This is a genomic window from Rhizobium sp. RSm-3, from assembly GCF_001854685.1.
Lineage (GTDB): Bacteria > Pseudomonadota > Alphaproteobacteria > Rhizobiales > Rhizobiaceae > Rhizobium > Rhizobium ecuadorense.
On the sequence record NZ_MAWZ01000015.1, the window covers coordinates 57,366 to 79,333 of the forward strand.

Below are 21,968 nucleotides of genomic sequence, written 5' to 3' on the forward strand. Positions count from 1 at the left end.
TGGACCCCTTCCTCCCAGCGTCCTCACGCCTCGCTCAGGCTCCAGATCACTGCCCAGGGCGCCAGACCGCCGCCGTCGCGTCCGCCGAGATGGAATATCGCCTCAGCATCGTCCGGTGGCGAGTCGAGCGCCGCCGCCTCGTCGCCAAGGTTGGCGCGCAGATGAAGATGCCGGCCTTCCGCCAGGGTCCAATCGACCACGATCGCATTGCCCGTCGAACCGTAGACGGCGCTTCCCGCCGTCACACCTTTCAGCAAAGGAACGATCTTCCGGTGCCGGACATCGAGCAACGTTCTGTAGAAATCGAGGATCTCGGAGGAAGCGCGTTTCGACCAATCCAGTTTGGCCGCAGCAAAGGTCGATGGCGCCGTCGGGTCGAGAAGGTCTTCGGAGTCGAAGCCCGGCAGACGCGAAAGCTCCTCGCGACGGCCCTTTCTAACCTTCTCGTTCAGCTCCTCGTCGAAATCGCAGAAAAACGGGAAAGGCTCTGCAGCGCCCCACTCCTCCCCCATGAACAGCATCGGAATCTCGGGCGCCAGCAGATAGATTGATGTGACGGCTTTGACGGCATCGGTAGGGCTCGACGCCATGACCCGGTCGCCCAGCGCCCGGTTGCCGATCTGATCATGGTTCTGGATGAAGGAGATGAAAGCCGTTGGCGGCAGGTGACCGCTCGGCCTGCCCCTATTCCCGCCGCGATAAGGCATATGTTCCCCCTGGAACACGAAGCCTTCGGCCAGCGCCCGGCCGAGCTTGCCGGCGTCGCCGGCATAATCGGCATAATAGCCGAAGGTTTCGCCGGTGGCGGTGATATGCAGCAGGTGGTGGACGTCGTCGTTCCACTGGGCGGTGAACAGCTTCGCTGCGCCTTTTTCGTCACGCTTCAGCAGATCGCTGTCATTCTCCTCGTTTTCGACGATCAGATGAACATGCCGATCGCCGGCCGCAGCCTTGACGCGGCGGGCAAGTTCGTGAAGCAGGTGCTCGTCGCTATCGTCCTTGATCGCGTGAACGGCATCGAAGCGGAAGCCGTCGAGCCTGAATTCGGTGATCCAGTAGATGGCGTTCTCGATGACAAATTCACGGATCATCCCCGACCCGTCGCCGTCATAGTTGATGCCGTGGCCCCAGGGCGTCTTGTGATTGTCGGTGAAAAGCGGCGCATAGGAAGGGATATAATTCCCGTCAGGCCCGAAGTGGTTGTAAACCACATCGAGGAACACCGAGATGCCGCGCTGATGCGCCGCGTCCACCAGCGCCATGAAATCCTCCGGCCGACCGTAGCTGCTGTCGGGGGCATAGGGCAGCACGCCGTCATAACCCCAGCTGTAACGGCCGGGGAATTCGCTGACCGGCATGATCTGCAAAGCCGTAACACCCAGCTCCCTGAGATGATCGAGCCGCTCGATCGCAGAGGTGAAAGTCCCCTCCGGCGTGAAGCAGCCGATATGCATCTCGTAGATGACCATTTCTTCCCAGGGCCGGCCGGTCCAGTCGCGCGTCGTCCAGCGATAGGAGGTGAGGTCGACCACTTCGCTTGGACCATGCACATCCTGCGGCTGGAACCGCGAGGCGGGATCTGGAATTTCGAGGCCGTCGGGAAGAACGAAGCAATAGCGCGTACCGGCATCGGCATTCGAAACTCTGCACCGATGCCAGCCACCGTCCGCCGCCTGCATCGGCAGCAGATCGGCGCCTTCGATTTTCAACGACACGCTTTCATGCAGGGGAGCCCAGAGCCGAAATAGAATACCCTCTTCAATGACTGCGGGGCCGAACGTCATGTTGGTCAAGGGAAAGCCTTCGGTGAAGTGAAGATCGATTGAGGTAACTTTTGCAGGAGCAAAAAGTTTCATCCGCACGCGGAACACGCGAAAGCGGCCGCCGTCACCGGATTAAAGAATGCGTGGCAACCAGCTCGAACCACTTCGTTGTGAACGGCGATATTGTGCGCCAGATATCTCGTATCTGAGGCGAAGCCGACAGAGATCGCTTTATTTCAACGACGCGCCGCACGTTCTGCTTGCAGCTCTTGCAGGAAGCGCGTGGGGTCAATTTCTTCGGGTTCACCGCTGGCTTTACCCTCAGCGTGCTCTCGCCTGAGTCTTTCCAGCTCCAGCCTGCGAACAAGGCCTTCGTCGCGAGGAGCAATATTATAGCTGAGGGCACACCAATACCTTTCGTTCGGGCGATGCCATCATTTTTTGAAGACATTACGAATAAAACCCGCGACAGCCGCAGCTGTCGATGATCAAGATAAGCGGGATTTTCTCCTGTAGCGTACCAACAATGACGTGGAGAGATAGGAACGCAACGATGCACACAATCTGGCAAATGAACACCGCCTCTCCCGCAGAAGAGGCAAAGCACGTCGAGCATTGGTTGCGAACGGAAATTGTGGCCACTTATGACGCCCATGAGGCCGACCCCACCAAGGCCAAGCCTCTCGATGAGGTCTGGAAGCGGCTTGAAGCACGCATGGACGAAATCGATCGGGAGGAATGAAGGGAGGTAGGCAAATAGAAAGTGGAAATGCTCCAATTCCACCCGTTCGGGTTCAACCTCATCCAAGATTTCGACCGCGCTCTCCGCTGCTTCCCGGCCGTTACGCCGCCGCGACTTTGCCTGAGAGTGCCTTGTCCATAGCCGCCTGAAGCTGCTCCTGGGTGAAGGGTTTGGTCATCCTGAGCATCCGGCCGAGACCGTGGTCTTCGGAAAACTCGGCGTAGCCCGAGGCAAGAATAATGGGCAGGCCCGGGAAGGCGGAACGAAGGTGGCGTGCAAGCTCTGCACCCGTCATGCCGGGCATCGCGTGATCGGTAATGACAAGATCGCAATCCCGTCCGTCGGCAAGGAATTCCAGGGCCTGCGAGGCGGAAGACGCTTCCCGCGGCAGGTGGCCGAGATCCTCCAGCATCGCCACGGTTCCCGTCCGGACAAGCGCATCGTCATCGACGACGAGAATGGCGAGCGGCCGTGACACCGGGTTCAAGGCTTCCGTTGCGGGAGGCTCGACCGCCGGCTGCGTCTTGACGAAGGTCTCGGCGACGGGCAGCCACAGGGATACGGTCGTGCCCTTGTCCCTCGCGCTCAATATCTGGATCGAGCCGCCGGATTGCGCCGCCAGGCCATGAACCATCGACAGGCCGAGGCCGGTGCCCTTGCCGACCCCTTTGGTGGTGAAAAACGGTTCGGCGGCGCGAGCGACCGTTGCCTCATCCATGCCTTCACCATCGTCCGACACCGATATCCTGATGTAATTCCCGCCTGCGAGACCGGCCGGCCGAGCGTCTTCGGCCGCTGCCGCGGCAACCGTCACGGCCCCGCCGCTTTCGAGCGCGTCGCGGGCATTGACGAACAGGTTGAGCAGCGCCAGCTCCAGCTGGTTACTGTCCACCAGAAGCGGCGCCAGATCGGCCGGAATGCGCTTGCGGATTTCGATGCGCGGCCCCACCGCCTTGGCGAGAAGATCCTCGACGTTTTCGAACAGCCTGAGGAAATCGACCGCCTGGGGCTTCAGCTCCTGGCGGCGGGCGAAGGCAAGCAGGCGCTGGGTCAGCGCCGTGCCGCGCTCGGCCGCCTGGATCGCATTCGTCAGCAGACGTTCGCTGCGTTCATCCGCCGGAAGCCGCTTCTTCAGAAGGCCGAGGCTGCCGAGCACCGCCATCAGAAGGTTGTTGAAGTCATGCGCCACCCCGCCCGTCAGGTGGCCGATCGTGTCGAGCTTCTGCGCCTCAAACAATTGCGCCAGCGCCTCCTCGCGCTCGCGCGTTCTTTGATCGATCCGGTGCTCCAGCTCCTCGTTGAGCTCCCGCAGCTGGGCGGCCGACGCCTCGAGCTCGGCGGTGCGCTGGCGAACCCTGGCCTCCAGTTCGGCGTTCAGTCGTTCGAGTTCCCGCGTCTTCCTGTAGAGATCGGCAAAGACCCTGACCTTGGCCCTCAGCACTTCGGGCACGATCGGCACGGAGACGTAGTCGACGGCGCCGACAGCATAGCCACGCAGCCGGTCGGGTTCGGCCAGCATCACCGCGGAAACGAAAATGATCGGCGTGTTCTGATAGCGTGGGTGCTGACGGATCATGCTGACCAGCTCGAAGCCATCCTGTTCGGGCATGCAGACATCGACGAGGATCACGGCAATTTCGGTGCGCAGCAGATGCTCGAAGGCTTCGCGGGCGGATTGCGCCTTGATGAGGTTTTCCTCGAGTTCTTCGAGAATGACCTCATAACTCAAGAGCTTGGCGGGCTGGTCGTCGACGAGGAGGATGTTGACGGGGTTCATGGCCGGGTCCTCAGCGATGCAGCCACATGCGAAGGGCCGACAGAAGCTGCTCGGTATTGACCGGCTTCGCCAGATAGTCTGAGGCCCCCGCTTCCAGGCATTTCTCGCGGTCGCCCTTCATCGCCTTGGCCGTCAGCGCCAGGATCGGCAGCCGCCGGAACCGCGGCTCCGAACGGATGACCTGCATCGTCTCGTAACCGTCCATTCCAGGCATCATGATATCCATCAGCACGATCGCCACCGAAGGCTCGTTGTTGATGACGTCGATGGCCTCGCTGCCGGTCGTCGCGGTCAGTACCCGCATGCCCCGGCGTTCGAGGACGCTGCTCAGCGCGAATATGTTGCGGGCGTCGTCGTCGACGAGCAGCACGGTCTCGCCGACGAGATCCTCATCCGAGCTGTGCAGTTCCTGCAGCGTTGCCTGTTTTGCCGGCGGCAGGTCGGCGACGACCCGGTGCAGGAACAGAGCGGTCTCATCGAGAAGACGTTCCGGAGACTCGACGCCCTTCACCACGACGCTTCGGGCCATGCTGTGCAGCGTCGCGTCTTCTTCGGGAGAAAGCTCCCGCCCGGTGAACACCACCACCGGCACCTCGCCGATCTCGGCGTCGTCGCGGATCTGCTCCAGCACCTCGAAACCGGACATATCAGGCAGCGAGAGATCGAGCACCACGCAGTCCGGAGGATCCTGCCTGAGGGCGGCGAGTGCTTCCGATCCGGAGGCGACGCTGGTGATGTCGATGTCGTCATGTCCGAGAAGCGCAGTGACGCTCAGCCGCTCGGCCTCGTTGTCTTCCACCAGCAGCAGATGTTTGCGGCGCGGTTGCGCGTAGGCTTTCAAGCGCGACAGCGCCTTGCCGAGGCCCTCGGGCGTCGTCGGCTTGCTCATGAAAGCGAAGGCGCCACGGGTCAGCCCGTGTTGGCGATCCTCGTCGAGGCTGATGATCTGCACCGGGATATGCCGCGTCTGCGAATTCTGCTTGAGCTGGCTGAGCACCGTCCAGCCGAGCATGTCGGGCAGGAAGATGTCGAGCGAGATCGCCGCCGGCCTGTAGTCCTGGGCAAGTACCAGCGCATCGCTGCCGCGCATCGCCACCAGAACCTTGAATCCGTTGTCGCGGGCGAGATCGACCAGGACGCGGGCGTAATGCGGATCATCCTCGACGACGAGCAGCACCGAGTCGCCGGCCACGATCCGATGGCGATCGTCTTCGACATGTTCGGCAGGCTTTTCAGCGCGACGGCTTGCGGCCGCCTCGGCAAATTCCACGACATTGGCCGATGGAGCGGGCTTCGGCGCGACCGCGCCGGCACCGACATAGGTGAGCGGCAGATAGAGGACGAAGGTGCTGCCGACACCGGGCGTGCTGCGCAGCTGAATCTCGCCGCCCAAGAGGTTCGCCAGTTCGCGGCTGATCGCCAGGCCGAGGCCGGTGCCGCCATATTTGCGGCTCGTCGAGGCATCGGCCTGCTGGAACGCTTCGAAAATAATGCGCTGCTTTTCCGGCGGAATGCCGATGCCGGTATCGACGACTTCGAAGGCGATGACCGAGGGCGCGTGCCGGAGCGACGGATGATCCGGCGACCAGCCGTTCGCTGCCAACGCGACGCGAAGCGTCACGCCGCCCTCCGCGGTGAATTTGAAGGCGTTCGACAGCAGGTTCTTGAGGATCTGCTGCAGCCGCTTCGAATCGGTGATGATGCTCTTGGTGACATCAGCGTCGACCTCGACCGTAAACGACAGGCTGCGGTTTTCGGCCTCGTGCCGGAATGGCCGGGCCATCATCTCGAGCAGGTTGCTGACAAAAATCTCCTCGGCATCGACCGAGACCGTTCCGGATTCGATCTTCGACAGGTCGAGAATATCGCTGATGAGGTTCAGGAGGTCGGTGCCGGCGCCGTGGATCGTCTTGGCAAACTCGACCTGTTTGCCCGACAGGTTGCCGTCGGGGTTTTCGCCGAGCTGCTGGCCGAGGATGAGGATCGAATTCAAAGGCGTGCGCAGCTCGTGCGACATGTTGGCGAGGAATTCGGACTTGTACTTCGATGTCAGGGCCAGCTCGGTCGCCTTTTCCTCCAGTGCGCGCCGGGCCTGCTCGATCTCCTGGTTCTTCGCCTCGACTTCGACGTTGCGTTCTTCGAGCTGCTGCGCCTTCTGCCCGAGCTGCTCGTTGGTCTGCTGCAGTTCGCGCTGCTGCGTCTGCAGCTCGGCGGCGAGTTTCTGCGACTGCTTGAGCAGGCCTTCGGTCTGCATCGTCGCTTCGATCGAGTTCAGCACGATGCCGATCGACGTCGTCAGCTGGTCGAGGAAGGATAGCTGCAGCTCGGTGAACTCGCCGGCGGAGGCAAGCTCGATCACCGCCTTCACCTGCCCCTCGAAGTGCACCGGCAGCACGATCGCGCTTCGCGGCAGGGTGGTGAACACGCCGGAGCTGATCGGAACGACATTGTCGGGAAGGTCGGTGACGAGGATCCGGCGGGCGTCGCTGGCGCATTGGCCGACAAGTCCCTGGCCGAAATCGAGCCGCAGCGGATGCGCCGCCTCGACCCCTTGCGCATAGACCGACAACAGCGACAGGAACGGCTGCTCCTCATCGGCATCGACCTGGTAGATCACCCCCTGATGCGCGCCGACGAGCGGCGCCAGCTCCGACAGCATCATCTTGCCGACCAGCGTCAGGTCGCGCTGGCCCTGTAGCATGTTGGTGAAGCGGGCCAAATTGGTTTTCAGCCAGTCCTGCTCGGTGTTGCGCTCGGTGGTTAGGCGCAAATTGTCGATCATCGTGTTGATATTATCTTTGAGTTCGGCGACTTCGCCGCGCGCATCGACCTTGATCGAGCGCGTCAGATCGCCCTTGGTGACGGCGGTCGCCACCTCGGCAATGGCGCGCACCTGCGTCGTCAGGTTCGCGGCAAGCAGGTTGACGTTGCCGGTGAGATCCTTCCAGGTGCCCGCCGTGCCCGGCACATTCGCCTGGCCGCCGAGGCGGCCTTCGACGCCGACTTCACGCGCCACCGTCGTCACCTGATCGGCGAAGGTCGCAAGCGTGTTCGTCATGTTGTTGATGGTCTCGGCGAGCGCCGCCACCTCGCCCTTGGAGGCGACGGTGAGGTTCTGCTTGAGGTCGCCGTTCGCCACCGCGGTCACCACCTTGACGATGCCGCGGACCTGCTCGGTCAGGTTGGCGGCCATGACGTTGACGGTATCGGTCAGGTCCTTCCAGGTGCCGGCCACTCCAGGCACCTGCGCCTGGCCGCCGAGCTTGCCTTCGGTGCCGACTTCACGGGCGACGCGCGTCACTTCGCCGGCAAAGGCGTTGAGCTGGTCCACCATGGTGTTGATGGTGTTTTTCAGCTCGAGGATTTCGCCCTTCACGTCGACGGTGATCTTCCGCGACAGGTCGCCGCGCGCCACGGCGGTCGTGACTTCGGCGATGTTGCGCACCTGGGTCGTCAGATTGGCGGCAAGCAGATTGACGTTGTCGGTCAGGTCCTTCCAGGTGCCGGCGACGCCGGGAACGACGGCCTGGCCGCCGAGCCTGCCGTCGGTGCCGACTTCGCGTGCAACGCGCGTCACTTCGCCGGCAAAGGAGCGAAGCTGATCGACCATGGTATTCAAGGTATCCTTGAGCAGCAGGATTTCTCCGCGCACGTCGACGGTGATCTTGCGCGACAGGTCGCCATTGGCGATCGCGGTCGCCACCTCGGCGATATTGCGCACCTGCGCCGTCAGGTTACCGGCCATCGAGTTGACGCTGTCGGTCAGGTCCTTCCAGGTGCCGGCGACACCGGAGACCTGTGCCTGGCCGCCGAGCTTGCCTTCGGTGCCGACTTCGCGGGCAACGCGCGTCACTTCGCCGGCAAAGGCGTTGAGCTGGTCCACCATCGTGTTGATGGTGTTCTTCAGTTCGAGGATTTCGCCCTTCACGTCGACGGTGATCTTGCGCGACAGGTCGCCGCGCGCCACCGCGGTCGTGACTTCGGCGATGTTGCGCACTTGACCGGTCAGGTTGGAGGCCATGGAATTGACGTTCTCGGTCAGATCCTTCCAGGTGCCGGCCACACCCGGCACCTGCGCCTGGCCGCCGAGCTTGCCTTCGGTGCCGACTTCGCGGGCGACGCGCGTCACTTCCGAGGCGAAGCGGTTCAGCTGATCGACCATGGTGTTCAGCGTTTCCTTGAGCTCAAGGATTTCGCCCGACACAGACACCGTGATCTTCTTCGACAGGTCGCCATTGGCGATCGCGGTCGAGACTTCGGCGATGTTGCGCACCTGCGCTGTCAGATTGCCCGCCATGGAATTGACGCTGTCGGTCAGGTCCTTCCAGGTGCCGGCGACGCCGAGCACGTTGGCCTGGCCGCCGAGCCGGCCTTCCGTGCCGACCTCGCGCGCCACGCGCGTCACCTCGCCGGCAAAGCCGTTCAGCTGATCGACCATCGTGTTGATGGTTTCCTTCAGCTCGAGGATTTCCCCCGACACGGTGACGGTGATCTTCTTCGACAGGTCTCCTTGGGCGACGGCGGTCGCGACTTCGGCGATGTTGCGCACCTGGCCCGTCAGGTTGGAAGCCATGGAATTGACGCTGTCGGTCAGGTCCTTCCAGGTGCCGGCGACGCCGCGCACATTGGCCTGGCCGCCGAGCCGGCCCTCGGTGCCGACTTCGCGGGCAACGCGTGTCACTTCCGAAGCAAAGGCGTTCAACTGGTCGACCATCGTGTTGATGGTTTCCTTCAGCTCGAGGATTTCGCCCTTCACGTCGACGGTGATCTTCTTCGACAGGTCGCCATTGGCGATCGCGGTCGAGACTTCGGCGATGTTGCGCACCTGTGCCGTCAGGTTGCCGCCCATCGAATTGACGTTCTCGGTCAGATCCTTCCACGTGCCGGCGACACCGCGCACATTGGCCTGACCGCCGAGCCGGCCCTCGGTGCCGACTTCGCGGGCGACGCGCGTCACTTCCGAGGCAAAGGCGTTCAACTGATCGACCATCGTGTTGATGGTCTCCTTCAGCTCGAGGATTTCCCCCGACACCGTCACGGTGATCTTCTTCGACAAGTCGCCATTGGCGATCGCGGTCGAGACCTCGGCGATGTTGCGCACCTGCGCGGTGAGGTTCGAGGCCATGGAATTGACGTTGTCGGTCAAGTCCTTCCAGGTACCGGCAACCCCCGGCACCTGCGCCTGGCCGCCGAGCCGGCCTTCGGTGCCGACTTCACGCGCCACGCGCGTCACCTCGCCGGCAAAGCCGTTGAGCTGGTCGACCATGGTGTTGATGGTTTCCTTCAGTTCCAGGATTTCGCCCGAGACGTCGACGGTGATCTTGCGCGACAGGTCGCCGCGGGCGACGGCCGTCGTCACCTGGGCGATGTTGCGCACCTGGGCCGTCAGATTGCCGCACATGGCATTGACGCTGTCGGTCAGATCCTTCCAGGTGCCGGCGACACCCGGCACCAGGGCTTGGCCGCCGAGCTTGCCCTCGGTGCCGACCTCGCGGGCCACGCGCGTCACTTCCGAAGCGAAGGATCTGAGCTGGTCGACCATCGTGTTGATGGCTTCCTTGAGCTGAAGGATTTCGCCGCGCACGTCGACGGTGATCTTCTTGGAAAGATCGCCATTGGCAACGGCGATCGTCACTTCGGCGATGTTGCGCACCTGCGCCGTCAGGTTCGACGCCATCGAGTTGACGCTCTCGGTCAAGTCCTTCCAGACGCCGGTCACTTCGGGCACCTGCGCCTGCCCGCCGAGTTTTCCGTCGGTGCCGACTTCGCGGGCGACGCGCGTCACCTCGGAGGTGAAGACGCTCAACTGCTTGATCATCGTGTTGACGATATCGGCCGAACGGAGGAATTCGCCCTTCAGCGGCCGCCCATCAACGTCGAGCGGCACGGTCTGCAGCAGGTCCCCCTTGGCGACGGCAGTGATCGTGCGGGTGACCGCCGTCGTCGGCCACAGGAGATCGTCGATCAGGCCGTTGATCGATCCTTCCATCTCCGACCAAGAGCCATCGGACAGGCCGAAGCGCACCCGCGTGCTCGTGCGCCCGTCCCGGCCGACGACCTGGCCGACATGTTCGAGCTGCTGCGCCATGCGCTGATTGCCGGCGATGATGTCGTTGAGGGCATCGGCGATCTTGCCGGTGACGCCTGTGAGGTCGGACCGCATCCGCACCGAAAAGTCGCCGCGCCGGACCGCGACGAGGACCTCAAGGAGCGCGCTGGCATCGTCGAAGGCCATCATTTTGTGGTCGTGGCCATTGAGGCTGTCTGCTGCGACGCTGTCGCGCGCGAGTTCACTGGTTTTGTTGCTCACGAAAATCCCCCTCTTCGACGGTTGGTAATTTAGTGCTCAACGCAGAAAATGGTATGGGCCATTCCGCATACAGCCTATCATCATTTGTCATTCAAAATGAACTTAACAGCTGCATGAATCCAAAGCGCCCGCCGAAAACCGTTTTGGCGAGATTTGCGGTTTTTCGGGCAGGCGGGAACAGTTACGCACCGGCCGTCGTTTCCGTCCTGACAATGGAGAGCGACATGTCGAACGTCTCAAGGACAGGCAAGGAAGAGATCAACAACGCGACCAGCCCGAACACATTCGGAAAATCGGTCGACAGCCAAGCACAAATGCAGGATGCGGCGGCGCAAGCCTCGCCCGAAACGGGCGGCGAGATGCTCAACATCTACCAGCTGGAACCGATCGCGGCTCCTGACGATACGAGATGGGACAATGCCCCCGGTCACGGCATCGTCGTCGTGGCCGCCAGAACGCCTGGCGACGCCAGGATCGTCGCCGCGGCGCGCGAACTCGACTTCATGGAAGTGGATGCGGCTCCCGCAGAGGATGTGACGACGGCCAATGCCAGTGCCTTCCGCGACGACAAGCTCTATACTGTCATCGAGATCGACCGGAACAGGCACGATATCATGCGTGGCATTGTCGAAGGTATGGTCTCGGTCGACACGATCCGGTCGGTCGAACCGGATTAGAGCTTGCCTCTTTCATTGGAGTTCTCATGAATACGGCCAATCTGCAGCTCAAGGGCCTGATCATGGCGATGGCGTCGATTTGCGACGCAATCGTCGAGAAGGATCTGCTCACCCGCCAGGAGCTCAATGCCGCGTTGTCGAAAGCGATGAAGTCCGTCGAGGACGACGACGACCATGAGTTGTCGGACGCCAACCGTGCCGCGATCCTGTTTCCCATCCGTGTCTTGCAGCTTGCCGAGCAGGCCACCGGGAAAGGCGAGCAGCTAACTTTTTCGGACTATGCCAAGCTCGTGGGAAAGCTGAGCTGACCCTATTCCAGGGATTTTCCCTTGAGGTTGCCGAGGTCGGGCCGGGCCGTTTCGGGCCCGCCACGGTGTATCGGTACGCCCTTCCTCTCCTTTGCTTCATCGCCAGGCATATGACCCGGGCAAGGCGCCGTGCCGTTCGACATCAGCGCGTCCGGACAATTTTCGGTTTGCTCGTTTTCAAAATCCTTATTGCAATTCATTCGCAATTGCAGAATAGATAGCAACGAGGCTCATCGGCATTAATTGCAAATGCGTCGCATTTTCATCGGTGAACTTGTTGCCGGCCGTCGCTGTGCGCGCCGAATGGTTTGATGAAGCAATGAAGGGAATATTCATGCCGAGTTACATGAGACGCAGAATCGTAAGCGGACTGGTGGCCGTCGCCGCACTCGGCCTGATGGCCGGCGGTGCCGCCGCGCAGGAGAAGTTCAAAGCGGTGACCACCTTCACCGTCATTGCCGACATGGCAAAGAACGTTGCCGGCGATGCGGCGATCGTGGAATCGATCACCAAGCCCGGGGCCGAGATCCACGAATATCAGCCGACGCCCGGTGATATTCAGCGGGCGCAGGGCGCCCAGATCCTCCTGTCGAACGGCCTCAATCTCGAGCTGTGGTTCCAGAAATTCTACCGAAACCTGAAAGATGTTCCCGACGTCGTGGTCTCCACAGGCGTCGAGCCGATGGGCATCAGCGAAGGCCCCTATAGCGGCAAACCCAATCCGCATGCCTGGATGTCGCCGAAGAACGCGATCATTTATGTCGACAACATCCGCGATGCCTTCGTCAAATACGATCCTGAGAATGCCGAGATCTACAAGGCCAACGCCGAGGCCTACAAGAAGGAGATCGAGGCGACCATCGCGCCGATCCGCGAGAAGCTGAATACCATTCCCGAGGACAAGCGCTGGCTGGTATCGAGCGAAGGGGCCTTTTCTTATCTCGCCCGCGACTTCGGCCTGAAGGAACTTTATCTGTGGCCGATCAATGCCGATCAGCAGGGCACGCCGCAACAGGTCCGCAAAGTTGTCGATGCCGTCAGGGCCAACAAGATCCCTGCCGTGTTCAGCGAGAGCACGGTGTCGGACAAGCCGGCCCGCCAGGTCGCCCGTGAAACCGGCGCCCGGTATGGCGGCGTGCTCTATGTCGACTCCCTGAGCGAAGCCGACGGCCCCACGCCGACCTATATCGACCTGCTGCGCGTCACCTCCGACACCGTCGTCAAGGGGCTTGCCGAAGGCCTGTCGCAATGAACGGTATCGCTTCCCCGGTTTCCCCCGCATCTTCGGATGCGGGGGCCGGCATCTCTGTAAAGGATGCCACGGTTACCTATCGCAACGGCCACACGGCGCTGCGCGGCGCCAGCTTCCAGACACCCACCGGTACCATTACCGCGCTCGTCGGCGTCAACGGCTCCGGAAAATCGACCCTGTTCAAGGCGATCATGGGCTTCGTGCGCCTCGCCAGGGGTGAGATTTCCGTGCTCGGCATGCCGGTCGAACAAGCGCTGCGGAAAAATCTTGTCGCCTACGTGCCGCAATCGGAAGAGGTCGACTGGAATTTTCCGGTGCTGGTCGAGGACGTCGTCATGATGGGGCGCTACGGCCATATGGGGATGATGCGCGTTCCGAAAGCGGTCGACCACGAAGCCGTGTCCAAGGCGCTCGCCCGCGTCAACATGAGCGAATTCCGCAAGCGCCAGATCGGCGAACTTTCCGGCGGCCAGAAAAAGCGCGTCTTCCTTGCTCGCGCGCTGGCGCAGGACGGCCGCGTCATCCTGCTCGACGAACCCTTCACCGGCGTCGACGTCAAGACCGAAGAGGCCATCGTCAAGCTGCTCCGCTCTCTGCGCGACGAAGGCCGGGTGATGCTGGTGTCGACGCACAATCTCGGCAGCGTGCCGGAATTCTGCGACCGCACGGTGCTGATCAAAGGCACGGTGCTGGCCTACGGACAGACGGACGAGACCTTTACCCAGGAAAACCTCGAGAGAACCTTCGGCGGCGTGCTTCGTCATCTCGTGTTGAATGGCTCCGGCAGCAAGCCATATCCCGTCGGGATCCTCACCGACGACGAGAGGCCGCTGGTCCTGCGGGAGGGCAAGCTGCTCGCGCCTGTCTCGGCGAACGGAAGCGGAGAGCAAGCCTGATGGCCGTCTTTCTCGAACCTTTCACCTATGACTACATGCTGAACGCCATGTGGGTATCGGCTCTTGTCGGCGGTGTCTGCGCCTTCCTCTCCTGTTATCTGATGCTCAAGGGCTGGTCGCTGATCGGCGACGCCCTCTCGCATTCCATCGTGCCGGGTGTCGCCGGCGCCTACATGATCGGACTTCCCTTCTCGATCGGCGCATTCTTCTCCGGCGGCCTTGCCGCCGCGGCGATGCTCTTCCTCAACCAGCGCACCAAGCTGAAGGAAGACGCCATCATCGGCCTGATCTTTTCCTCCTTCTTCGGGCTCGGCCTGTTCATGGTATCGCTCCGACCAACCGCGGTGAACATTCAGACGATCGTGCTCGGCAACATCCTCGCAATCACCCCCGAAGACACGCTTCAGCTCGCCATCATCGGCTTCGTTTCGCTCGCCATCCTGCTGGTGAAGTGGAAGGACCTGATGGTCGTCTTCTTCGACGAGACCCACGCCCGTTCGATCGGGCTCAATCCGACGCGGCTCAAGATCATGTTTTTCACGCTGCTGTCGGCCTCGACGGTCGCGGCGCTGCAGACCGTCGGCGCCTTTCTGGTCATCTGCATGGTGGTGACGCCGGGGGCGACGGCTTACCTGCTGACGGATCGTTTCCCGCGGCTGCTCGTCATCGCCGTCGCGATCGGGGCGGCGACCAGCTTCATCGGCGCCTATGTGAGCTATTTCCTCGACGGCGCGACCGGCGGCATCATCATCGTCCTCCAGACGCTGATCTTCCTTGCCGCCTTCATCCTGGCGCCCAAGCACGGAATGCTGGCGAGCCGGCGCAGGGCCGCTCAAGCGCTGGAGACATCCTCATGAACGGTCTTACCACCCTGCTGGCGCCGTTCCAGTTCGATTTCATGATCAACGCCCTGATCATCTCGGTGCTGATCGCCATCCCCACAGCGCTGCTCTCCTGCTTCCTTGTGCTCAAAGGCTGGGCGCTGATGGGAGACGCCATGAGCCATGCCGTCTTCCCGGGCGTGGTCATCGCCTATATCGCCGGCTTTCCGTTGGCGGTCGGCGCCTTTGCGGCCGGGATGGTCTGCGCGCTTGCCACCGGCTTCCTCAAGGATAACAGCCGCATCAAGCAGGACACGGTGATGGGCATCGTATTTTCGGGCATGTTCGGCTTCGGCCTGGTTCTCTATGTGAAGATCCAGTCCGAGGTGCATCTCGATCACATCCTCTTCGGCGACATGCTCGGCATCGGCTTTCCCGACATCGTGGAGACCGGAGCCGTTGCGGCGCTGACGGCCACCATCATCGCCGTCAAGTGGCGTGACATGCTGCTGCATGCCTTCGATCCGGCTCAGGCAAGAGCGGTCGGGCTGAGGGTGAAGCTGCTTCACTACGGCCTGCTCTGCCTGCTTTCATTGACGATCGTCGCAGCACTTCGGTCGGTCGGCATCATTCTCGCCATCTCGCTGTTGATCGCACCGGGCTCCATTGCCTATCTGCTGACGCGCCGCTTCAGTACGATGCTCGCTCTGTCGGTCGCAATCGCGGTGATCACTGCCTTTGCCGGCGTTTATCTCTCCTTCTTTATCGACAGCGCACCGGCCCCGACCATCGTTCTCCTGTTCGCGATCGCCTTCATTGCAGCCTTCCTGCATGCCACGCGCAAAACCGCCCGCATCGAAACCGGAGAGGCAAGCTGAGGAGCGACTGTCGCTCAACGATCACCTGTCGAATTTTGCGATAAGTTGATTTATTCAGTCTTGTTTTCAGACTGCTCCTGAGGCTATACCCCGGCCGCAGACACTCACGCACCGGGGATTTCTTCGTGACCAGCCTCAAATCAATTCTGGCCGCCTGCGGCCTCTCCGCCCTGATCGGCCTTGCCGCAAATCCGACGCTGGCCGGTTCGACGGCCTACCCGCTGAGGCTCGAAAACTGCGGCGCTGAGGTGACATTCAAGAAGGCGCCCGAGCGGGCGATCGGCCTCGGCCAGAACAGCGCGGAAATCCTGCTGCTGCTCGGCCTTCAGGACAAGATGGTCGGCACCGCCTTCTGGCCGAGCAAGGTTCTGCCGCAGCTCGCCGAAGCCAATGCCAAGGTCAAGCTTCTCACCGTCGAGATGCCGACCTTCGAATCGATCCTCGCCGAAAATCCCGACTTCGTGGCGGCGGCGCTGCCGAGCCTCGTCGGGCCGAACAGCAAGGTTGCCAAGCGCGAGGATTTCGACAAGGTAGGTGTTTCAACCTATCTCTCGCCCAGCACCTGCCTCAGCACCAAGGACGTCAAAGACCAATACGGCAGCCGCGCCGAGCTGTGGAACATGGATCTCCTCTACAAGGAGATCGACGAACTTTCGCAGATTTTCGACGTCGCCGATCGCGGCCAGGCGCTGATTGCCGACTTCACGGCGCGTGAAGCCAAGCTTCGCGGGAGCGTTTCCAAGGACGGCAAGAACCTCTCCTATGTTTTCTGGTTTTCGAGCCCCAGCCCGTCGGCCGACGCCTATGTCGGCGGCAAGAACAGCGCCTCCGGCTTCATCGCCGACCTGCTCGGCGGCCACAATGCGATATCAGCCGAAGCGGAATGGCCGACCATCGGCTGGGAAGGCATCATCGCCGCCAATCCCGACGTTATCGTCGTCGCCAGCCTCGACCGCAACCGCTGGGAACTCGATAAGCCCGAGGCCAAGATCAACTTCCTGAATACCGATCCAGCCGTCAGCCAGACCCCTGCTGTTAAGAACAAGGCGCTCGTCGTCATGGACGGTCAGGCCATGAACCCGACGATCCGCACGATCTACGGCGCCGAGCAGGTGGCCGAGCAGCTAAAGGCTCTCGGTCTGTTGAAGTGACGGACGCAGGCCGTCTCTTCCGGCAGCTGGGAGCGGTCACCGGACTGCTGCTCGCCTCCCTCTGCCTCATCGCTGTCGCCGTCGGCATCAGCGTCGGGATCGGCGACTTGCCGATTCCGCTTGCGACCACGTTTTCGGCCGTCACCAACCGGCTCGGCTGGACCGCGGTCGAGCTGAACCGCATCCATGAGACGGTGATCTGGGATTATCGCCTGAGCCGCGCGCTGGTCGCCGCCTTCTGCGGCGCGGGGCTGGCACTGTCGGGCGCCATCATGCAATCGCTGCTGCGCAACCCGCTTGCCGAACCCTATGTGCTCGGCATCTCCGCCGGGGCCTCCACCGGCGCCGTGGCGATCGTCATCCTCGGGCTCGGCGCGGGCGCGGTGTCGCTGTCGGCAGGCGCCTTTGCCGGCGCCTTCGCCGCCTTCTTCTTCGTGGCGCTGCTCTCGAACGGCACGCGCGGCGGCGCGGACCGCACCATTCTTGCCGGTGTCGCCGCTTCGCAGCTCTTCAATGCTTCCACCTCCTATATCGTCACCACCTCGGCCAATGCGCAGCAGGCCCGCGACGTCATGTTCTGGCTGCTCGGCAGCTTCAGCGGCGTGCGCTGGCCGGAATTCGCGCTGGTCTCGGTCGTCGTCGGCTTTGGCCTTGCCGCCTGTCTTCTCTATGCCCGCGTGCTCGACGCCTTCGCTTTCGGCGACGAGGCGGCATCCTCGCTCGGCGTCAATGTCGCCCGCGCCCGCATGGTGCTCTTCGCGCTCACCGCCATGATGACTGCGACGATCGTCAGCATGGTCGGGTCGATCGGCTTCGTCGGCCTCGTCGTGCCGCATGTCGCCCGCTTCGTCGTCGGGCCGCTGCATATTCGGCTGCTGCCGGCCTGCGCCATCGCAGGCGCGATCTTCATGGTGCTCGCCGACATCGCCGCGCGCGCCCTCATTCCCGGCCAGATCCTGCCGATCGGCGTCGTCACGGCACTGGTCGGAGTTCCCTTCTTCTCGATCATCCTCTACCGGTTCCAGCGTGCGTCATGAGCATCAAGGCCGACAACCTCACCTGGAAAATTGGCAGGAAGACCATTCTGGACGGCGTTTCCCTGGAGGCGCAGCCCGGCCGGATGCTCGGCCTGCTCGGGCCGAACGGCTCCGGCAAGACCTCGCTGCTGCGGCTTCTCGCCGGCCTGAAGCGGCCGCATTCCGGGCGCGTCATCCTCGATCGCAACGATATCGGCAAGATCAGCCGCCGCTCGATCGCCCGGCGCATCGCTTTCGTCGAGCAGCACGCCACGACCAATGCCAATCTGAAGGTCATCGACGTCGTCAAGCTCGGCCGCTTCCCGCACCGTTCCATGTTCTCAGGCTGGACCAAGGCCGACGAAGAGGCGGTCGAAGCAGCGCTCGCCCGCTCCGGCATGGCGGAGAAGCGTGACGATCGCTGGCAGAGCCTGTCGGGCGGCGAAAAGCAGCGCACCCATATTGCCAGGGCGCTCGCCCAGTCGCCGCAGGAGCTGATCCTCGACGAACCCACAAACCATCTCGACATCCAGCACCAGATCGGCCTGATGCAGCTCGTCTCCGGCCTGCCCATCACCAGCATCGTCGCCCTGCACGATCTCAACCACGCCGCCATGTTCTGCGATGCGCTTGTTATCATGCAGCAGGGCAGGATCGTCGCTTCCGGCGCGCCTGAGGACGTGTTGAGCGAAAAGCTCCTGCGCGAGGTCTTCTCGATCGAGGCGCGCGTCGAAGCCTCGCCCTATCATTCGCGCCCGCACATCCACTATCTCAAGTGAGAGCGGCTAGAACAGGATGATTTTAGGCCGGATCGGCCTAAAATCATCCTGTTCTAAATTAAGAAGTTAGAGCATGATGTCGCCCGAAAACCGCTCACACTTTTCGGCATCATGCTCTGCCGCTCTCACGTCACGATCTGCAGCGGCAAAGCAGTCGTCTTTTTCAGCGTCTTCAGGACGATGCTCGACTTGACCGAGGCGAGATTGTCGGTGACCCGGATCATTCTTTCGAGAAACTGACTGAGATGGTCGAGGTCACGCGTCATGACCTTCATCAGAAAATCGGCGTCGCCCGTCTGCGAATAACACTCAAGAATCTCCGGCGCGGTCTCGATGAACCGATGAAGCCGCTCGTTTCCACCTTCCGTATGCGCGCGCAGGCTGACAAGCGTATGAGCGACGACGGCAAAACCCAGTTTTACCGGATTGAGGATGGCGACGACGCTCTGGATGTACTCCTCGTTGCGCAGCCTTTCCAAACGGCGTGCGCATTGGGTCGCGGAAAGATTGACCTTCTGCGACAACTCGCCCTGCGTCACTTCACTGTTTTGCTGGAGGGCGGCGAGTAATTTGATATCGAACTGGTCAAGCATGGGCCATCCAATGAGACAAGGAGAATTTCTGCGCAGAATAGCCGAATGACGCAGAATGTCTGCATCGATGTGCGGCCACAGGCAGATAATCGCAGAAATTCGCCACAAGAGTTCAGTTAGTCTCCGGATAGAACCTGGAAACGGAGGTGGACTTGTGTTTGAGAAACTGAACAGCCGGCCGGCCGACAGCCTGCTTGCCCTCATCAAGGCCTTTCAGGCCGACGAGCGCACTGGAAAGATCGACCTCGGCGTCGGCGTCTATCGCGACGCCATGGGCAGCACCCCGGTGATGCGAGCCGTAAAAGCAGCGGAGCAGTTTCTTCTCGAAACCCAGGACAGCAAGAAATATCTCGGCCCGGAAGGCGATCTGCAATTCGTGCGGCTGCTGCAGCCCATCATTTTCGGCAAATCGCCGACGTTCGGTCACCGCCTTGTCGGCATTCAGACACCGGGCGGCAGCGGCGCGCTGCGTCTCGGCGCCGAGCTCATCCAGACGGCGAATCCATCGGCAAAGATTCTATTGGGCACGCCGAGCTGGCCGAACCATGCGCCGATCTTTGCCTCGGCACGCCTGGCCGTAAAGGACTACGCCTTCGTCGACCTGACGTCACAGCAGGTCAAATTCGAAAGCGTCATCGCCGCCTTGTCTTCCGCTGCGGAAGGCGATGTCGTCCTCCTTCACGGGTGCTGCCACAATCCGACCGGCATCGATTTCACCATGGAGCAGTGGCTAGAAATAACCGAGCTGCTCGTTGCACATAGACTGGTGCCGTTTATCGATCTTGCCTATCAGGGGCTTGGCGACGGCCTAGAGCAGGACGCGGCACCGACACGCATGATCCTCGATGCGGTCGACGAGGCGTTGATCGCCTATTCCTGCGACAAGAATTTCGGTCTCTATCGCGAGCGTGTCGGCGCGCTCTATGCAATGACCCGCAATGTCGACGACATCGGTAAGGCCGAGAGCAATATGGCCGCCCTTGCCCGCGTGAACTGGTCGATGCCACCCGATCATGGCGCCGCGATCGTCAGGAACATTCTTGAGAGTGAGGAGATGTCGGCCATGTGGCGCGCCGAGCTCGAAGAGATGTGCGAGCGTGTCAACGGCAATCGTGCGGCGCTCGCCGCCGCAGCGCCGGATCTCGCCTTCATCAGCCGGCAACGCGGCCTGTTCTCCAATCTCTCCATGTCCAAGGAAACGGCAGCAGCCCTCAGAGCCAAGCACGGCATCTACATGGCTGACTCCGGCCGTATGAACCTTGCGGGCATGCAGCCGGCCGATGCCGGCGCCATCGTCGCCGCACTTCGCGCTGAAGGTTGTTTGAACCAATAGCCGCGTAATAACCCAACCCTCAGGCCATTGGAGCCTCCAAATGAGCAGGAAAGAAACGACCGGCGGGGCGATGACCCGTTCCCTCGTCGGCCATGGGATCGACACGGTGTTCGGCATCCCTGGCGCCCACATGTATGATTTCAACGATGCCCTCTACGGCGCCCGTGAGGAGGTTCGGTTCATTCACACAAGGCACGAACAGGGCGCCGGATATATGGCCTATGGCTATGCCAAGTCCACCGGCCGGATCGGCGCCTATACCGTTGTCCCCGGCCCCGGCGTTCTCAATTCCGGCGCGGCGCTTTGCACCGCTTACGGCGCCAACGCGCCGGTGCTTTGCATCACCGGCAACATCATGTCCCATTTGATCGGCCAGGGCAGAGGCCAGTTGCACGAACTGCCCGATCAACTGGCGACGATGCGTGGGCTTACCAAGACGGCGGAGCGCATCAATCATCCGTCCGAGGCTGGTCCCGTCATGGCCGAGGTCATCGGCAAAATGCTTTCCGGCCGCCAGGGTCCGGGAGCGGTTGAAGCGCCCTGGGACGTGTTTGGCCAATCCGGCCCGGAAATCGACCTCCCTGTGGGCATGAGAGCGCCTCACCCGGCTGTCAACTCCGATCAGATCGCTGCCGCAGCGGCGCTGATATCTGGCGCCAGGAATCCGATGATCATGATCGGCGGCGGTGCGGCGGATGCCGGCGCCGAGATCGCCGCGCTTGCGGAAGTGCTGCAGTCGCCCGTCACCTCCCATCGCTCCGGCAAGGGCGTCGTCGCCGACGATCACCCGAACTATCTGAATTTTGTCGCCGCCTATGAATACTGGAAGAACACCGATGTCCTGATCGGCATCGGCAGCCGGCTCGAATTGCAGTTCATGCGTTGGAAGTGGCTTCCCAAGGGTCTCAAGGTCATCCGTATCGATATCGATCCGACCGAGATGGTCCGCCTTAAGCCTGATGTCGGCATCGTCGCCGATGCCAAGGCCGGAACGCAGGCTCTGATCGCTGCACTGGCAGGCGCCAGCCGCCAGGATCGCACCCGCGAATTCGCCGACCTCAACAAAGACGCCAGATCTCGTTTCTCTGAAGTCCAGCCGCAGCTTGCCTATCTCGATGCCATTCGTGAGGCTCTGCCGAGAGACGGCTTCTTCGTCGAAGAAGTCAGTCAGATGGGCTTCACGGCCCGCTTTGCCTTCCCCGTATATGGCCCCCGCCAATACGTGACATGCGGTTATCAGGACAATCTGGGTTTTGGCTTCAATACGGCCTTGGGCGTGAAGGTCGCCAATCCCGACAAAGCTGTGATCTCTGTCTCTGGCGATGGCGGCTTCATGTTCGGCGTTCAGGAACTTGCCACCGCCGTCCAGCACAAGATCAATGTCGTCGCCATCGTCTTCAACAATTCGGCCTATGGCAACGTGCTGCGCGACCAGAAGCAGGCATATCAAGGCCGCTACCTTGGCTCGGACCTGACAAATCCGGATTTTGTCGCCCTCGGGGAAAGCTTCGGTGTCCGGTCATTCAGAGTGACGAGCCCCCGCGAACTCAAAGAGACGATCGAGAAAGCGCTCTCGCTCGACGAGCCCGTGCTCATCGAGGTTCCGATCGAAAAGGGATCCGAGGCAAGCCCCTGGCCTTTCATTCATCCGGCTCCGCACGCCGAATGAAGC

Annotated in this window: 17 protein-coding genes; 12 read left to right on the forward strand and 5 right to left on the reverse strand. The window is 61.9% G+C overall.

Translation table 11 applies throughout. From position 1 onward, the window contains the following. Nucleotides 1-23: 23 nt before the first annotated feature. The gene (gene treZ / locus BBJ66_RS16440; RefSeq protein WP_071088441.1) at nt 24-1,784 is read right to left on the reverse strand and encodes a malto-oligosyltrehalose trehalohydrolase; all 1,761 of its coding nucleotides are present in this window, start codon (nt 1,782-1,784) and stop codon (nt 24-26) included. 532 nt (nt 1,785-2,316) lie between these two features. Between treZ and BBJ66_RS16445 the strand changes: the two genes are divergently transcribed. After that, on the forward strand, nt 2,317-2,505 hold the full coding sequence (locus BBJ66_RS16445) for a hypothetical protein (RefSeq protein ID WP_225881021.1): 189 nt from the start codon (nt 2,317-2,319) through the stop codon (nt 2,503-2,505). A 100-nt stretch (nt 2,506-2,605) separates the two neighbouring features. Here the strand turns inward: BBJ66_RS16445 and BBJ66_RS16450 are convergent, their stop codons facing one another. Both BBJ66_RS16450 and BBJ66_RS16455 read right to left on the reverse strand, forming a co-directional pair. Beyond that, nucleotides 2,606-4,282 (reverse strand): response regulator, encoded by a 1,677-nt coding sequence (locus BBJ66_RS16450; RefSeq protein WP_049731029.1) that lies wholly within the window; start codon nt 4,280-4,282, stop codon nt 2,606-2,608. 10 nt (nt 4,283-4,292) lie between these two features. After that, nucleotides 4,293-10,592, reverse strand: a complete 6,300-nt coding sequence (locus tag BBJ66_RS16455; RefSeq protein WP_071088376.1) for a HAMP domain-containing protein — start codon at nt 10,590-10,592, stop codon at nt 4,293-4,295. Nucleotides 10,593-10,816: 224 nt separating this feature from the next. Here BBJ66_RS16455 and BBJ66_RS16460 point away from each other — a divergent pair, with 224 nt between their 5' ends. Both BBJ66_RS16460 and BBJ66_RS16465 read left to right on the forward strand, forming a co-directional pair. Then, nucleotides 10,817-11,269, forward strand: coding sequence for a hypothetical protein (locus BBJ66_RS16460; protein ID WP_071088378.1), 453 nt, complete (start codon nt 10,817-10,819; stop codon nt 11,267-11,269). Nucleotides 11,270-11,295: 26 nt separating this feature from the next. After that, complete coding sequence (locus tag BBJ66_RS16465; protein ID WP_049731027.1) at nt 11,296-11,577, forward strand: hypothetical protein; 282 nt, start codon at nt 11,296-11,298, stop codon at nt 11,575-11,577. A 186-nt stretch (nt 11,578-11,763) separates the two neighbouring features. On the opposite strand, the gene BBJ66_RS34755 is transcribed toward BBJ66_RS16465, so the two are convergent. Further along, nucleotides 11,764-11,913, reverse strand: coding sequence for a hypothetical protein (locus BBJ66_RS34755; RefSeq protein WP_161492678.1), 150 nt, complete (start codon nt 11,911-11,913; stop codon nt 11,764-11,766). Here BBJ66_RS34755 and BBJ66_RS16470 point away from each other — a divergent pair. The 7 genes from BBJ66_RS16470 (at nt 11,912) to BBJ66_RS16500 (ending at nt 18,370) form a co-directional block, all read left to right on the forward strand. Continuing rightward, on the forward strand, nt 11,912-12,829 hold the full coding sequence (locus BBJ66_RS16470) for a metal ABC transporter substrate-binding protein (protein ID WP_071088380.1): 918 nt from the start codon (nt 11,912-11,914) through the stop codon (nt 12,827-12,829). The genes BBJ66_RS34755 and BBJ66_RS16470 overlap by 2 nt on opposite strands. Further along, on the forward strand, nt 12,826-13,725 hold the full coding sequence (locus BBJ66_RS16475) for a manganese/iron ABC transporter ATP-binding protein (protein ID WP_071088382.1): 900 nt from the start codon (nt 12,826-12,828) through the stop codon (nt 13,723-13,725). The genes BBJ66_RS16470 and BBJ66_RS16475 overlap by 4 nt, the downstream gene beginning before the upstream one ends. Continuing rightward, entirely contained in the window at nt 13,725-14,582 is an 858-nt protein-coding gene (gene sitC / locus BBJ66_RS16480) for an iron/manganese ABC transporter permease subunit SitC (RefSeq protein ID WP_049731024.1), read from the forward strand. Before BBJ66_RS16475 ends, sitC begins: the two co-directional genes overlap by 1 nt. Further along, on the forward strand, nt 14,579-15,424 hold the full coding sequence (locus tag BBJ66_RS16485; protein WP_071088384.1) for a metal ABC transporter permease: 846 nt from the start codon (nt 14,579-14,581) through the stop codon (nt 15,422-15,424). Before sitC ends, BBJ66_RS16485 begins: the two co-directional genes overlap by 4 nt. Before the next feature lie 125 nt (nt 15,425-15,549). Continuing rightward, nucleotides 15,550-16,575: an ABC transporter substrate-binding protein gene (locus tag BBJ66_RS16490; protein ID WP_071088386.1), complete on the forward strand. Its 1,026-nt coding sequence runs from the start codon at nt 15,550-15,552 to the stop codon at nt 16,573-16,575. Next, the gene (locus tag BBJ66_RS16495; RefSeq protein ID WP_071088387.1) at nt 16,572-17,612 is read left to right on the forward strand and encodes a FecCD family ABC transporter permease; all 1,041 of its coding nucleotides are present in this window, start codon (nt 16,572-16,574) and stop codon (nt 17,610-17,612) included. Before BBJ66_RS16490 ends, BBJ66_RS16495 begins: the two co-directional genes overlap by 4 nt. Beyond that, nucleotides 17,609-18,370: an ABC transporter ATP-binding protein gene (locus BBJ66_RS16500; protein WP_071088389.1), complete on the forward strand. Its 762-nt coding sequence runs from the start codon at nt 17,609-17,611 to the stop codon at nt 18,368-18,370. Before BBJ66_RS16495 ends, BBJ66_RS16500 begins: the two co-directional genes overlap by 4 nt. Nucleotides 18,371-18,495: 125 nt before the next feature. Here the strand turns inward: BBJ66_RS16500 and BBJ66_RS16505 are convergent, their stop codons facing one another. Then, nucleotides 18,496-18,963 carry an Lrp/AsnC family transcriptional regulator gene (locus BBJ66_RS16505; RefSeq protein WP_071088391.1) on the reverse strand — a complete coding sequence of 156 codons (468 nt, stop codon included), beginning with the start codon at nt 18,961-18,963 and terminating at the stop codon, nt 18,496-18,498. Between the two features lie 154 nt (nt 18,964-19,117). On the opposite strand from BBJ66_RS16505, the gene BBJ66_RS16510 reads away from it, so the two are divergent. Together BBJ66_RS16510 and BBJ66_RS16515 are read left to right on the forward strand one after the other, a co-directional pair. After that, on the forward strand, nt 19,118-20,296 hold the full coding sequence (locus tag BBJ66_RS16510) for an amino acid aminotransferase (protein ID WP_071088393.1): 1,179 nt from the start codon (nt 19,118-19,120) through the stop codon (nt 20,294-20,296). Between the two features lie 40 nt (nt 20,297-20,336). Continuing rightward, the gene (locus BBJ66_RS16515) at nt 20,337-21,965 is read left to right on the forward strand and encodes a thiamine pyrophosphate-dependent enzyme (RefSeq protein ID WP_071088395.1); all 1,629 of its coding nucleotides are present in this window, start codon (nt 20,337-20,339) and stop codon (nt 21,963-21,965) included. The last annotated feature ends 3 nt before the right edge of the window (nt 21,966-21,968 follow it).

Coding starts and splice junctions, on each gene's coding strand:
- treZ (WP_071088441.1), bottom strand. CDS start 1,784: ATGACGTTCGGCCCCGCAGTCATTGAAGAGGGTATTCTATTTCGGCTC.
- BBJ66_RS16445 (WP_225881021.1), top strand. CDS start 2,317: ATGCACACAATCTGGCAAATGAACACCGCCTCTCCCGCAGAAGAGGCA.
- BBJ66_RS16450 (WP_049731029.1), bottom strand. CDS start 4,282: ATGAACCCCGTCAACATCCTCCTCGTCGACGACCAGCCCGCCAAGCTC.
- BBJ66_RS16460 (WP_071088378.1), top strand. CDS start 10,817: ATGTCGAACGTCTCAAGGACAGGCAAGGAAGAGATCAACAACGCGACC.
- BBJ66_RS16465 (WP_049731027.1), top strand. CDS start 11,296: ATGAATACGGCCAATCTGCAGCTCAAGGGCCTGATCATGGCGATGGCG.
- BBJ66_RS16470 (WP_071088380.1), top strand. CDS start 11,912: ATGCCGAGTTACATGAGACGCAGAATCGTAAGCGGACTGGTGGCCGTC.
- BBJ66_RS34755 (WP_161492678.1), bottom strand. CDS start 11,913: ATGAATATTCCCTTCATTGCTTCATCAAACCATTCGGCGCGCACAGCG.
- BBJ66_RS16475 (WP_071088382.1), top strand. CDS start 12,826: ATGAACGGTATCGCTTCCCCGGTTTCCCCCGCATCTTCGGATGCGGGG.
- sitC (WP_049731024.1), top strand. CDS start 13,725: ATGGCCGTCTTTCTCGAACCTTTCACCTATGACTACATGCTGAACGCC.
- BBJ66_RS16485 (WP_071088384.1), top strand. CDS start 14,579: ATGAACGGTCTTACCACCCTGCTGGCGCCGTTCCAGTTCGATTTCATG.
- BBJ66_RS16500 (WP_071088389.1), top strand. CDS start 17,609: ATGAGCATCAAGGCCGACAACCTCACCTGGAAAATTGGCAGGAAGACC.
- BBJ66_RS16505 (WP_071088391.1), bottom strand. CDS start 18,963: ATGCTTGACCAGTTCGATATCAAATTACTCGCCGCCCTCCAGCAAAAC.
- BBJ66_RS16515 (WP_071088395.1), top strand. CDS start 20,337: ATGAGCAGGAAAGAAACGACCGGCGGGGCGATGACCCGTTCCCTCGTC.